This window comes from Brachybacterium saurashtrense (genome assembly GCF_003355475.1).
Lineage (GTDB): Bacteria > Actinomycetota > Actinomycetes > Actinomycetales > Dermabacteraceae > Brachybacterium > Brachybacterium saurashtrense.
Genome location: NZ_CP031356.1, coordinates 725,187 through 738,104, shown reverse-complemented (window position 1 = coordinate 738,104; position 12,918 = coordinate 725,187). Strand labels below are relative to the sequence as shown.

The window sequence follows — 12,918 nt, the reverse complement described above, 5'->3', positions numbered from 1 at the left end:
GTCAATCCGAGACCCTCGAACTTGAGTACACCCGACTCAACTCTGGGGGTGTGGCGGGTATTCCCGCCCTGCCGCGACGTGACGCAGAACACTGCGCGGGCCCGGTGCCGTGCAGCTTGAGGTCGCCTTGACCTCCGCTCCCTAGCATCGGCATCCCGCACCCACCAGGAGGAGACCATGCGCGTCCATCGCACCCCCGCCCGTCTTGCCGCCGCCGCAGCTCTCGGAGCCCTCGCTCTCGCCGGGTGCACCGGTGCCGATCCCGAGGAACCGGGCACCGACAGCTCGGCGCACGGCGGCGCGGCGTCCGACGACGGCGGCGCCGCCGCGTCCGACGGAGGCGGCCAGGCCTCCGACCACATGGATCACCCGATGGACGGCGGCCCGGCTCCGGCGGACATCGCCGAGGAGTCGGACCCCACGTACCCCGTCGGCTCCGAGGTGATGCTCACCGCCGACCACATGCAGGGGATGGACGGAGCCGCCGCCACGATCTCCGGCGCCTTCGACACCACGACCTATTCGATCAGCTACACGCCGAGCGACGGCGGCGACCCGGTGACCGACCACAGGTGGGTCGTCCAGGAAGAGCTGCGGGACCCGGCCGACGCTCCGCTGGAGGTCGGCGACGAGGTCGTGGTCGAGGCGTCGCACATGCCCGGCATGGAGGGGGCGACGGCGACCGTCGACAGCGTCACCGAGGAGACCGTGTACATGGTCGACTACGAGGCGGACGGCATGGAGATGACCAATCACAAGTGGGTCGTCGAGAGCGAGATCGAGCCCGCCGACTGAGCTGGCCCCGGCCCCTTCCGCTCACCGGGACGCGGCACCGCGCGGCAGGCACAGCGTGAAGGTCGCGCCCCGGCCGGGGCCGTCGCTGGCCGCGTCGAGCTCTCCGCCATGGGCCTCGGCGAGGGCTCGGCTGATCGTCAGGCCGATCCCGGAGCCGGAGCCCTCCCGCGAGCGCGCGGCGTCGGCGCGGTAGAACCTCTCGAACAGGTGCGCTCCCTCCTGCGCGCTGAACCCCTCCCCGTCATCCGCGACCGCGAGCAGGAGCCGATCGCCCGCGTCCGTGGCGGTGAGCTGCACCGTGCCGCCGCGCGGGGTGTGCCGAAGCGCATTGCCCAGGAGGTTGTCGAGGATCTGGGCGAGGCGGTCGAGGTCGGCGGTCACTTCCCATCGCCCCGCCGCCGGTCCCTCGACACGCAGCGCGATGTCCGAGGCCGTGCACCGCTCGCGCCACTTCTCCTCGACACCGGCGAGCAGCGCGTGCACGTCCACCTCGCGGGGAGCGAGCCGGACCCGGCCCTCCTCGGCGCGGGACACCTCGCCGAGGTCCTCAGCGAGCCGTGAGAGGCGTCCCGTCTGCGCCGCGAGGACGTCTGCGGCCTCCTCCGGGGAGAGGACTCCGTCGGCCATCGCCTCGTGGTGCGCCGCGAGGGTCGCGATCGGGGTGCGCAGCTCATGGGCGAGATCGGCGAGCAGGCGCTGTCGCGTCTCCTCGACCGCATCGAGCCGGGCGGCCATCTCGTTGAGCGTGTGCGAGAGCGCATCCAGCTCGGCGCCGGCGCCGAGCACAGGGACCCGGGCCGTGTACCGGCCTCGGGACAGCGCCTCGATCCCGCCGGAGAGCGCAGCGAGGGTGCGGCGCAGCCGTCGCGACAGGCTCCAGCTGACAGCCGCGGCGGCCAGGAGGGACACCACGAGCCCGACACCGAGCGCGATCAGCAGGGCATCGCGGTGAGCCCATTCGATGTGCACGAGATCGGGCCCGTCGAGCGGGAGGTCGGTCTCCAGCAGGTGACGGTGGAAGATCGCCGGTGCGACGAGCACGGTGAGCACCGCGATGCTCAGCCCACCGGCGCCCAGCACCAGGAGCTGACCCCGCATGAGACGGGCGGCGAGACCCGGCACGGGACGGGTCCGAGGGCGGAGGCTCATCGTTCCTCGCCTCCCAGCCGGTACCCGATCCCGCGGACCGTGAGCACGTAGCGCTGCTCCCCGGCGGACTCGCCGAGCTTGCGGCGCAGGTTCGCGATGTGGACGTCGACGAGGTGGTCGTCGCCCACGCCGTCGACCCGTCCGACGGCACGGAGCAGCTGGTCGCGGCGGAGAGCCTGGCCGCGGTGGTCGGCGAGCACGGTCAGCAGGTCACGCTCGGTGGGGGTCAGGGGCACCGTCTCGCCGTCCAGGCGCACCTCCTTCGCCGCCTCGTCGATCTCCAGCCGTCCGATCCGGTGAATCTCGGCCGCGGCGACGTCGGCCGCTGCGCCGCGGCGGGGACGGCGCAGCACGGTCTCGACCCGGGCCACGAGCTCCCGGATGCTGAAAGGCTTGGTGAGATAGTCGTCCGCCCCGGCCAAGAGCCCCACCAGGCGGTCGGACTCCTCCGCCCGGGCCGTGGTGATCAGCACGTAGCAGTCGGAGACCTCGCGGAGCCGGCGCAGCACCTCCAGGCCGTCGAGGCCCGGCAGGCCGAGGTCGAGGACGACCACGTCCGGGTCCAGCGCGGCCGCGGTGTCGAGGGCCGTCGGCCCTGTGCGCACGGTGCGGGCGAGGTGACCTGCGTGGTCGAGATAGCGGCGGACCACGTCGGCGAGCGCAGGTTCGTCCTCGACGACGAGGATCGTGGCGGGTGGGACAGTGCGTGCGGGCATGCCCCCAGTGTCGCCGTTCGCGCACCTCGATCCCCTACGCTCGCCCCATGCCCACCCCCACCGCCTCCCGCGGCGTACGCTCGGCGGCACGGCATGGTCCCGACGCCGTTCGACATCTCGAAGGAGCCGCCCCGTGCACATCGAGGAGTGCCTGTCGCCGCTCGCCGACCCCGACCCCGTCTCCGAGTACGTCATCCGCGTGTGGACGCCCGGCGCGACCGCTCTGGCGGCATGGTCCCTTGCGCAGTGGACGCTGACAGGAGCGGCCTCCGTCGAGGACGCGATCGCCTGGGCGCGCGCACACGGCGATGGGCGCCCGACCGAGGTGCTGCTGATCGACCCCTCGGGCGGCGTCCTCCGACTCTGGGGCGCGCCACCCGAGGAGATGACGACCACCGTGCACATCCCGCTCACCCGCGACTGACGTCGACGCGCACCCGCTCCCCGATCACCTACCCTCGGCCTCATGCCTGCCCCCGCCCCGGACTCCGCACCCTCTGGACCCCGCCCGGAGGACCACCCCGACGCCCCGCCCTCCTCCAGCCGCTTCCAGCGCCTGGACGGGGACGCCGTGCGCCGCTCGGCGACGACGCTCGAGCACAGGATCGCGTCCCGCTTCCCCGATCGCACCCTGTGGGAGGTGTGCCGCGAGGTGGTGGCACTGGTCGACGAGGTCAACGCCGGGACCGGGATCAGCCGGCGCCGGGTGCGGCTCGCCCGCGGCCTCTCCCGCCTCGCGGTGCTCGCCGTGGCGCTCTTCCTGGGCGGTGCCGTCGCGCTCGCGGTCGCCGAGCTCGCCTCCTCGCCGGAGCAGACCGGCCCGCTGGACCTGCTGCCGCTGCTGGAGACGATCATCAACGACCTCGTGTTCGGCGGGATCGCGGTGTTCTTCCTGCTGCGGATCCCCGAGCGGATGGAACGGGCGCGCGTGCTGCGGATCCTGCACCGCCTGCGCTCGCTGGCGCACGTGATCGACATGCATCAGCTCACCAAGGTGCCGGAGCGGCTGGAGCGCGGTTCGCGCGAGGACGGCGGGCTGGATCTGGACCGCGCCCAGCTGACCCGCTATCTCGACTACTGCACCGAGATGCTGTCGCTGGTGGGCAAGAGCGCGGCGCTGTTCGCCGAGCACACCACCGACGGTGACGTGCTGGACGCCGTCGAGGGGATCGAGACCCTCACCTCGGACATGGCCCGCAAGGTGTGGCAGAAGATCAGCATCATCCAGCAGCTGGGATGAGGGAGCTCCTCGCGAGCACGGGCCCGTGGGCGTGCGCTCAGCGCCCTTCGGCGCGGCGCACCATCTCCTCGATCCAGAGCGGTGCGAAGGGCGAGGTGCAGTTCGGCGGGACGGAGCGGCCGGCTCCTGAGTTCTCTGCCCAGAGACCCTGGAGCGTCGCCCCAACCCCTCTACAGTGGACGAATGCGATCACCACTGTCCGCCTCCGGCTTCGATGACGCGCAGGCACGTGCCGAAGCGCGGCGACTCGTCAGAGTCTTCCCCTCCGAGTCCCTCTTGATGACACGAACTGCGTCGGTGGAAGAAGCATCCCGGGCTCTTGTGAACCTGGAGATCCCCGACGCTGACAGGCTCGACATCGCTGAGGCGCTGCAGCGCGCCGAGCGGTACACGGCCGAAGCTCGACAGCAGGACGGACTCGGGCGACGACCCTCTGCGTGGGCAGCGGTCCTATCGTTCATGATGATCCCCCTCGGCGTAGTCACCGCCGTGGTGTTCGCGATGACGACGTTCGGCCAGGAGCAACTCACACCCCTCGGCCAGCGCTTCGGGGTCTGGGCCCCAATCGAAGTGATCCTGCTCGCCCCGACGGCGCTGATCCCGGCAATCCTGCTGTGGATCGCCGCCGAGCATTGGAAGGGCCGCACACATGGCCGGGCCGCGCTGCGCACGGCCGCCGGCGACGAACTCCTGCACAGCTCCGGCATTCCCCAGCACTTCCCTTGGCATGGGGTCCTCGGCAGCTGGGACCTGTTGCGTCGCGCCGCCGAGAACCTGCTGATCGGATACTGCGCCGTACTCATACTGGCCTTTTTCATCGCCCGCGATTCCGGGCAGCAGTTCCGGGACTCCCCGATGGTGCTCATCGCGCTCTATGCAGTGCCCGTGTTCGTGGTGTTCCTGGTCGCACGGGCACGGACGGCGGCGTGGGCGCGGCGCCGCGAGGTGATGGAAGCGTTGCTCTACCGCCACCCCGACGACGTGGAGGCCGCCACCCGTGCCGCGCAGAGGTGGGCGGACGACGAGGACGAGGACGATCTGTACGGCGCAGACCTGCATCCCGGGGACAGCGAGGATTCCCGCCGGTTCGCTGAGGATCACTCGACCCTGCAGACGGGCGAGCCGAACACCACCCAGTGGCGTTCCGGCTTCTCTCCCACCGACTCCCCCATGGACGCCGCCGACTCGCTTCAGCGCGACCGCTGAGCGGTACGGCCTTCGGCGCGGCGCACCATCTCCTCGATCCACGCCGGCGCGAAGGGCGAGGTGCAGTTCGGCGGGGTCGGGTAGTCCTTCAGCACCTCGAGCTCCTCGCCGATCGCGATGGCGCGCTCCCGGCGGGAGGCGTCGTGGATGCCGATCTCGGCGAGGCACTGGTTCATCGCCCACTGCAGCCGCTCGGGGGCGTCCTGCATCTCCGCCTCGATCTCGGCGAGCAGCGCGTCGAGATCGATGCCCTCGGGCACCTCCCCCACCGGCGCCTTCGCGATCCGGTCGCTGGTCAGCGCCCAGCCGGCGCTCGCGACCACGGGATCCGCGTCGGCGAACCATGCCTCGCGCAGCGCCTCGCGGTGCGGGCTCTTCTTCACCATGTAGCTGACCAGCCACTCGTGGACCTTCGGGGTCGGGGCCTCGCGCAGCATCGCGTCGAGCTCCGCCTCGCCGTACTGCTTCGGGCGCGAGATCAGCAGGGCGAGCAGCTTCGGGGCGGAGTCCTCCGCGGGTGTGCTCCACAGGGCGCGGGCGAGGTCCGGCTGGGTCTTCAGGCGTTTCGCGATCGCGCGGAGCGTGGTGAGGTTCACGGCGTGGTCGTCGCCGTGCTTCTCGTTGACGGCGCGCATGCGGTCGTCGGCGAGCGCGGCCAGCTCCTGGTGGAGCGCGGCGACCTCGTCGGCGAGCTCGGCCTCGGTGCGCTGCGGGGCGGCGGCGGTCATGGGTGCTCCTGCGGGGTCTCGGGGGCGTCCAGGATACGGGCGAGCAGGCCCACCAGCTCCTCGCGAGGCCGCCCTGCATCGAGCCGGTGGGCGCACGGCCTCCCCTCCAGCAGCGCCTCCAGCGCGGCGGCGTGGGCGGCGGCATCGGCGGGGCCGACGAAGCGGTCGTTGGCGGCCTGCTCGGGCCTGTCCGGCGCCCGGCGACGGGCGGCGAGCCGTCCGGCGAGCGCGTCGGCTTCCAGCACCAGCGCCGCCTCGACGAAGCGGGCGCCGCTCTCGGCGGCCAGGTCTTCCAGCTGCTCGAGGAACGCGGGGCGGGCGAGGTACTGACCGATCAGCACGTCGTGCCCGTCGGCCAGGTGCTGGCGGGCGGCGGCGAGCGCCAGGCGCCGGGCCTGCACCCCGGAGGCCTGCAGGTCGTCGGCCCAGCCGCCCAGGGCGTGCTTGAGCTGATCGACGTCGAGTGCCAGGGCGAGCGGGCGTCGTTGCGCGAGCAGGGTGGCGAGCGTGGACTTGCCGCTGCCGGGTGCACCGTTCAGCAGCAGGAGGACGGGCCTGGTCATCGCTGTGCTCCCCGGGTCAGGGCCGGCCGAGGGACGGGCCGGGGTGACCCCGGCCCGCCCCCGTCGGCCCGATGGCGACCGATCAGCCCACGCTCGCGCGGGGCGCCCCGATGCCCGGGTCGATCCTCGGCACCTCGCCGCTGCCCGGCCGGATGTCGATGTCGAAGATGTCCAGCGGCAGGTACACGGTCGCGCAGGCGTTGGGGATGTCCACGACGCCCGAGAACCGTCCCTCGATCGGTGCGGCGCCGAGCAGCAGGTAGGCCTGCTCGGGCGACCAGCCGAAGGTGGTCAGGTAGTCGATCGCGTGCAGGCAGGCCCGCTGATAGGCGAGGTGCGAGTCGAGGTAGCGCTGCTCGCCGTCGAGCGTCACCGAGGTGCCGGAGAAGCTCAGCCACTGCGAGTGCTGCGGCGCGGTGTTCCCGGGCATGAAGATCGCGTTCTCGGCGACGTTGTACTTCTCCATGCCTCCCTTGATGACGTCCACGTGGACGTCGATGAAGCCGCCCATCTCGATGCCGCCGCAGAAGGTGATCTCGCCATCGCCCTGGGAGAAGTGGAGATCGCCCACGGAGAAGTTCGCCCCGTCCACGAACACCGGGTAGAAGATTCTGGTGCCGCGGGTGAGGTTCTTGATGTCCTGATTGCCGCCGTTCTCGCGCGGCGGCGCGGTGCGGGCCGCCTCCCCCGCCACCCGGTCGCGGTCGGCCTCGTCCACCCCGCCGAGGATCGCCCCGTGGGGCTCCGGCGGGAGCGCGAGGGCCGGCACCCGGTCCGGATCGGTCGCGATGAGCGCGCCCTCGCGCGAGTTCCACTTCCCCAGGAGCTCCGGGGAGGGAGCGGTGCCCATCAGGCCCGGGTGGATCATGCCGGTGAACTCCACGCCGGGGACGTGGCGGGAGGTCGCCTTCTCGCCGTGGAAGTCCCAGATCGCCTTGTACGCGTCGGGGAACTCGTCGGTGAGGAAGCTGCCGCCATTGCGCTTCGCGAAGATGCCCGTGTAGCCCCAGCCCTGGCCGGCGAGCGGCCCGGAGTCCTCCTGCGGGATGGGGCCGACGTCGAGGATGTCCACGATCAGCAGGTCGCCGGGCTTGGCGCCCTCGATGCGGAAGGGCCCGGAGAGGGTGTGGACGGTGTGCAGGGGCGCGGTGGCGATGTCCTCGGCGGAGTCGTCGTTGCGGATGTACCCGTCGAACCATTCACGGCAGTCGATGCGGAAGGTGTCGCCGGGGTTCACGCTGACGGCCGGAGGGATCTCCGGGTGCCAGCGGTTGTGGCCGAGTATCTTCTGCTCCGTGAAGGGCTTCGCGGAGTCGAGGGGGAACACGTTCTGGGGCATGCTTCTCCTTCCACAGGGGGCGGGTCCGGGGATTCGGAGCCGCCGGGTCCGGGCCCGGGCTCAGGGGCGCGGAAGCTTGGCGTGCCGCGGATCCGCCGTGGTGCGGGCGGTGCGGCGCGGGGTGCCGGGGATCTGGTCGACGACGGCAGGCGCGTGGGCGCTCGCGGCCGTGCTCTCGAGCAGCCGGCCGGCGGGCGAGCCGAGAGCGCCGAGGCGCGGTGCGCTGATCCGTCGGCGGGCGGGGGCTCCGCAGTCGGGGCAGGTGAGGTCCGCGTCGCGGGCACTCATCGGGACGGAGCGCTCGTACTCGTGGGCGCTCTCGCAGCGGAACTCGTAGATCGGCACTGATCACTCCTCAAGACACAGGTCACCTCGCGGTGTCGTGTCCACCATAGGCCGCTTCCGCGCGGTCCGCCCGCGGTTCGGTGCACCTCGTGCGCGGCGCGACCGGCGGGGTCACAGCGGCAGCTTGTACCCGAGGTGGCTGGGCGCGTAGCCGAGGGCGTCGTAGAAGCGGTGCGCGTCGGTGCGCGAGGCGTCGGTGGTGAGCTGCGCGAGGCTCGCGCCCTGCTCCCGGCCCCAGCGGTGCGCCCACTCGAACAGGGCCGTGCCCAGGCCGCTGCGCCGGGTGGAGGCCGCGACGCGCACCGCCTCGATCTGCAGCCGGGTGGCGCCGCCCCGGGACAGGGAGGGCATGAGCGTGAGCTGCATCGTGGCGACGACGGCGCCGCTCTCGTCGCGCACCGCCACCAGAAGCTGGTGCGGGTCCAGGTCGATCCGCTCGAACGCCTGCAGGTACGGGTCGAGGCTGTCGCTCTCGCGGTCACGGCCCAGCACGTCGTCGGCCAGCAGGACGACGAGGGACGGGACGTCGGCGCGCACGGCGCGCTCGAGGCGGAAGCGGCGGTCGCCGAGACGGAGGAGGTGCATGAGGCCATTCTCGCCCCTCCGCCGCACGCGGCCCGGCGAGCTCCCGCGGCCCGGCGCGTGCTCGCAGGTGGTCGGCGCCGGCTCCGCGCATGGCGGAGACTGTTCCCATGACCTCGCACGAGTTCCTCCCCGGCGCGCAGCGCAGCGCGCAGCTGTCCTTCTCCGACCAGCCCGCATGGATCGTGAAGGACGAGGTGGTGGGCGGCTGGGTGCTGCAGATCGGCGGGGTGGAGCAGTCCCATGTGGATCTGGAGGACCCCACCCGCCTGGTGCACGAGTACCTGCGGCGGATGGGCAACGTGCTGGATGCGGCGTGGCCCGCCGGGCAGCCGCTGCGGATCGCGCACCTGGGGGCCGGGGCGCTCACACTGGCGCGGTACGTGCAGGCCACCCGTCCGGGCTCGGAGCAGGTGGTAATCGAGATCGAGCGGGAGCTGCCCACCCTGGTCACCACCGCGCTGCCGATGCCGGAGGGCACGCGGCTGGAGGTGGTGATCGGCGACGCCCGCGAGGAGCTGGCCGCGATGACCGGCCGACGGTTCGACGCGCTCGTGCTCGACGTGTTCTCCGGCGAGGAGTCGCCGGCGCACCTGGCCACAGAGGACTTCTACCTCGAGGCGCTGGACCATCTGGAGCCGGACGGCCTGCTGCTGGTGAACGTGGGCGACGATGCCGGGCAGCGCTTCCTGCGCCGCCAGGTGCGCGCCCTCGAGGACGCCGCCGCCCGGGCGGGGCTCTCCGGCGTGTGGACGCTGACCCTCGCCTCGCTGCTCACCGCTCCGGCCGACGGGAACATGGTGCTGATCGCGGGCGGAGCGCTCTCCTCCCCCGAGGTGGACACCTGGCGGGCGGCGTGGGAGAAGGCGGGCCCGCACCCGGGCGCGGTGCTGGATCCCACCGAGACCGCGGAGGCGTTCGGGCGCTGAGGGCCGTGCGGTCCGGGCACGATCGTCATCATCCGTGACGACCAGGTCATCGAGGCGCTGTCCGCGAGGTGCCCCATGCACCAGGCCGCAGCACGAGTATCAGGAGCGGCACGGTCACGACGGCGGAGAGCACACCGAGCACCGAGAACGACGTCGCCGCCATCAGCGGGCCGGAGGCGAAGGCCGCCAACGCGCCGCACAGGTTCGAGAGGGCATCCGCGCCGCCCTGCGATGCGGCGCGCGAGCGCTCGGCGACGGCAGCGCTGAACAGCGCCGAGCCCGCGACATTGAGGAACGACCACCCGAGTCCCAGAAGGATGAGCGCGGCCATCACGCCGCTGAGCGACGCCGAGGCGAAGATCGACAGGCCGAGGGAGGCGCCGAGGATCGCCACGCCGATACCCACTACGCCCCGGGGTCCGAGTCGATCCACCAGGACCCCCACCACGGGCGCCAGGCCGAACATGCCCACCACGTGCAGGCTGATGGTGAGGCCGATGATCGTCAGGGAGCCGCCGTGATGCTCCACGTGCACGGGTGTCATGGTCATCAGCGCCACCATCACGGCCTGCGCCGTGAGCAGGGCGACGAGTGCTGTGCGCGCCTCCCGGTTCACCCGCATCTCGGCGAGCACGCGGGAGAGTCGCTCGAAGCGGCGCGGCGGCTCGACGGTGCCGAGCGCGGGCCTCTCGGGTGTCGCGCCGAGTGCGTCCTGCTGTCGCCGCGCGAGGACGTCCAGCGGGTCGGGGCGGAGCATCACGAGGACCACAGCGCCGGCGAGCGCGGAGGCGACCGCTGCGATCAGGAACGCCGCCCCGAAGGTGGACAAGCCGGTCGCCGCTCCCAGTGCCGCGCCCGGTACCCCCAGATTGGGTCCGATCACGGTGCCGAAGGCTCCCACCCACATCACCAGCGCGAGCGACCGCGCCCGGGTGCGGGGCGTGGCGAGGTCGGTGGCGGTGAAGCGCGCCTGGAGGGAGGCGGCGGTGCCCGCCCCCGTCATGAGCAGCCCCAGGAACAGCGGCACCAGCATCTGCCACTGCGCCGCGACGACGAGGAGCCCCGCCCCCACTGCGGCGACCCACCACCCGGTGGCGAGCCCGAGGCGTCGGCCGCGCCGCGCCGCCAGAGTTCCCAGCGGCACACCGAACAGGGCGGCACCGAGGGTGGATCCGGTGCGCGCGAGCCCGGCCCAGGCCTCGGAGTCGGTGACTTCGCCCGCCAGCAGGATCCCGATCGTCGGCGCGACTCCGAGACCGATCGTGCCGAGAACCTGGGAGATGACCAGGACGATGAGGGTGCGACGCTGCAACGGGTCGGACCGTGAGGAGGTACCGGGACCTCGGGGTGCATGGGCGACCGACGAGCCGTTCTCCGTCGTCACCCGCGCACCCCGTTCCTGTCCCCTGTCCTCCGGTCCGAGGCGTTGCCCCGGTCCCGCACCTGTGTCGCTCCATTGTCGCCTCTGTCCACAATCGGGTCGAACCCGTGCGAGCCTGAGCACCACCTGGGTACCGTGTCGGTGATCTGATGCACTCCCGGAAGGCCCACCCATGTCCCGTCGCCTCCTCAGCACCGTCGCGACCGGAGCGCTCCTGCTCGGCCTCGCCGCGTGCGGCGACCCGAACCCGGGCGCCGTCACCACTCCCCCGCCCGACATCGGCATCGACGCTCCGAGCGACGGCGGCGGAAAGTCAAGCGACGGCGGCGACGAACCGACCGCCGAAGCGCCGGACATCCCGCCGCCCGACCCTGCCGACTACGAAGGCATGGACCAGAACACCCCAGAAGGCGCCGAGCAGGCGTTCCGGTACTACATCGCCGTGTCGATCTGGGCCCACCAGACCGGGGACGATTCCGCGCTGGAACGGCTAGAAGGAGAGGACTGCGGTGGCTGCGACGTCCTGAACGATGACGTGACACCTATTCGCGAAAACGGACTCTACTGGTCGGAATTAACAAGATTTGACACCGGTACAGCGATCCACGAGAGCAGTACTTTTGATCACGAGATCGGCTATGTTTTCACGCTGGAGAGCCACAAACGCCCCAACGAAGACTTTACGGAGAGCATTCTGGTTTCAGATGTCGAATACGTCACTATCGGCGGTATGGACTGGGAGGGCGAAGTCTGGATCGTAAACGGAATGACAATTAATTGGGGTGACGACATCTATGAAGGCTGAACTCTCGCCCACCGGGAGAATTGCCGTAGTCTCCGCAACTATTGCATCGACTCTTCTCCTGGTCGCACCTGCCATTGCTACACCGCCGGACCCTCGAACCGAGCCGCCGAAGAACGAATCACCGCAACCAGCGCCATCGCCTTCCGTCGATGGAGGCTACGACAAAGACGGCATCGAGACAGGCGCCAATACGCCGCTCGCAGAACACCCAACGAGGTCAACCAGCAACAGAAGCGCGGAGCCAAACAACAACAAGGAACCCACCCCCACCCCGCCCCGCTACCAGTACATCTGGACACCGGTCTCCGAGTTCTCTGGCTGCGGCGCGGACCTGTCCACCGATGGCGGCTCATGGGCGTGCACTCCCCACCCGGAGTCTTGCGAGGCCGGCAGCGGCAACCAGATCGCCGGTCGCGGCGACGCTCTCACCATCGGGGCGACCACCGGCTCTTCGCGCGCCGTCGAAGGCGTCACCCAGCGCGGGACGCGCGTCGACACGGTGACGGACGAGCGCACCGACCTCGGCATCCGCTGCGCACTTCCCGGCACCCCGGAGTTTGACGAAGCTCCCCCTGTCGTCATCACGGTCACCCAGTCCGACTTCGCGCGCATGCCCGTCCAACCCCTCACCGCCCACGCCGGCCCGCCGGACGGTTGGCTGCCGGTGAACATGGTCAACGTGCTCCACACCGACCCCGAGCCCCAGCTGCTCGACGTGGAGCTGCTGGACACCCCTGTCACGATCCGCGCGGTTCCCGTCTCGTACCACTGGGACCTCGGCGACGGGAACACCATCACCACCACGGACCCCGGCGAGCCCTACCCCTCCGAAGCCGTCACCTCCACGTACACCCAGGAGGGCTGGTACGACATCACGCTCACCACCACCTTCGCCGGGCAGTTCTCCGTGAATGGCGGCCCCTGGCAGGACATCGACGGCACCATCGAGATCGCCTCCGACCCCGTGCCCCTCTTCTCGAAGTCCCTCGAATCCCGTCTCGTCGACGGCGACATCCCCGTCGACGAGGAAGAAGACCCCTGGATCCCCGAGCGCACCCCCGACACCGAAGGCCCGCAGGACCCCGAGGCCACCCACCGCGAGATCTGAGCTCCGCGCCGCCCTCAGGCCGCACTGGCGAT

At 71.4% G+C, this 12,918-nt stretch carries 15 protein-coding genes; 7 read left to right on the top strand and 8 right to left on the bottom strand.

Features of this window, described 5'->3' with window-relative positions; genetic code table 11:
* The first annotated feature begins 177 nt into the window (after positions 1-177).
* Positions 178-795 (top strand): YdhK family protein, encoded by a 618-nt coding sequence (locus tag DWV08_RS03345; RefSeq protein ID WP_115412509.1) that lies wholly within the window; start codon positions 178-180, stop codon positions 793-795.
* A 21-nt stretch (positions 796-816) separates the two neighbouring features.
* On the opposite strand, the gene DWV08_RS03340 is transcribed toward DWV08_RS03345, so the two are convergent.
* Positions 817-1,944: a sensor histidine kinase gene (locus DWV08_RS03340; RefSeq protein ID WP_241237309.1), complete on the bottom strand. Its 1,128-nt coding sequence runs from the start codon at positions 1,942-1,944 to the stop codon at positions 817-819.
* Positions 1,941-2,660 (bottom strand): response regulator transcription factor, encoded by a 720-nt coding sequence (locus tag DWV08_RS03335; protein WP_115412508.1) that lies wholly within the window; start codon positions 2,658-2,660, stop codon positions 1,941-1,943. The genes DWV08_RS03340 and DWV08_RS03335 overlap by 4 nt, the downstream gene beginning before the upstream one ends.
* A gap of 133 nt (positions 2,661-2,793) precedes the next feature.
* Between DWV08_RS03335 and DWV08_RS03330 the strand changes: the two genes are divergently transcribed.
* From DWV08_RS03330 to DWV08_RS03320, 3 genes are all read left to right on the top strand, one after another.
* Entirely contained in the window at positions 2,794-3,084 is a 291-nt protein-coding gene (locus tag DWV08_RS03330) for a hypothetical protein (RefSeq protein ID WP_115412507.1), read from the top strand.
* 42 nt (positions 3,085-3,126) lie between these two features.
* Positions 3,127-3,900, top strand: a complete 774-nt coding sequence (locus DWV08_RS03325) for a hypothetical protein (RefSeq protein ID WP_115412506.1) — start codon at positions 3,127-3,129, stop codon at positions 3,898-3,900.
* 183 nt (positions 3,901-4,083) lie between these two features.
* Positions 4,084-5,106, top strand: a complete 1,023-nt coding sequence (locus DWV08_RS03320; RefSeq protein WP_127097493.1) for a hypothetical protein — start codon at positions 4,084-4,086, stop codon at positions 5,104-5,106.
* Here the strand turns inward: DWV08_RS03320 and DWV08_RS03315 are convergent.
* The 5 genes from DWV08_RS03315 to DWV08_RS03295 all read right to left on the bottom strand — a co-directional run bounded on the left by DWV08_RS03315 (position 5,091) and on the right by DWV08_RS03295 (position 8,666).
* Positions 5,091-5,834, bottom strand: coding sequence for a DNA alkylation repair protein (locus DWV08_RS03315; protein ID WP_115412504.1), 744 nt, complete (start codon positions 5,832-5,834; stop codon positions 5,091-5,093). The two genes, DWV08_RS03320 and DWV08_RS03315, sit on opposite strands and share 16 nt — an antisense overlap.
* A complete protein-coding gene (locus DWV08_RS03310; protein ID WP_115412503.1) occupies positions 5,831-6,397 on the bottom strand; it encodes an AAA family ATPase in 567 nt (188 codons plus the stop codon). Before DWV08_RS03310 ends, DWV08_RS03315 begins: the two co-directional genes overlap by 4 nt.
* 82 nt (positions 6,398-6,479) lie before the next feature.
* Positions 6,480-7,736 (bottom strand): formamidase, encoded by a 1,257-nt coding sequence (fmdA, locus tag DWV08_RS03305; protein WP_115412502.1) that lies wholly within the window; start codon positions 7,734-7,736, stop codon positions 6,480-6,482.
* A gap of 60 nt (positions 7,737-7,796) precedes the next feature.
* Complete coding sequence (locus tag DWV08_RS03300) at positions 7,797-8,081, bottom strand: FmdB family zinc ribbon protein (protein ID WP_115412501.1); 285 nt, start codon at positions 8,079-8,081, stop codon at positions 7,797-7,799.
* Between the two features lie 111 nt (positions 8,082-8,192).
* Positions 8,193-8,666, bottom strand: coding sequence for a GNAT family N-acetyltransferase (locus DWV08_RS03295; protein WP_115412500.1), 474 nt, complete (start codon positions 8,664-8,666; stop codon positions 8,193-8,195).
* 107 nt (positions 8,667-8,773) lie between these two features.
* Between DWV08_RS03295 and DWV08_RS03290 the strand changes: the two genes are divergently transcribed.
* Positions 8,774-9,592, top strand: coding sequence for a spermidine synthase (locus tag DWV08_RS03290; protein ID WP_115412499.1), 819 nt, complete (start codon positions 8,774-8,776; stop codon positions 9,590-9,592).
* 46 nt (positions 9,593-9,638) lie between these two features.
* On the opposite strand, the gene DWV08_RS03285 is transcribed toward DWV08_RS03290, so the two are convergent.
* A complete protein-coding gene (locus DWV08_RS03285) occupies positions 9,639-10,904 on the bottom strand; it encodes an MFS transporter (RefSeq protein WP_241237308.1) in 1,266 nt (421 codons plus the stop codon).
* 241 nt (positions 10,905-11,145) lie between these two features.
* Here DWV08_RS03285 and DWV08_RS03280 point away from each other — a divergent pair, with 241 nt between their 5' ends.
* Both DWV08_RS03280 and DWV08_RS03275 read left to right on the top strand, forming a co-directional pair.
* The gene (locus DWV08_RS03280; protein ID WP_115412497.1) at positions 11,146-11,778 is read left to right on the top strand and encodes a DUF6318 family protein; all 633 of its coding nucleotides are present in this window, start codon (positions 11,146-11,148) and stop codon (positions 11,776-11,778) included.
* Between the two features lie 610 nt (positions 11,779-12,388).
* The gene (locus tag DWV08_RS03275) at positions 12,389-12,886 is read left to right on the top strand and encodes a PKD domain-containing protein (RefSeq protein ID WP_115414889.1); all 498 of its coding nucleotides are present in this window, start codon (positions 12,389-12,391) and stop codon (positions 12,884-12,886) included.
* The last annotated feature ends 32 nt before the right edge of the window (positions 12,887-12,918 follow it).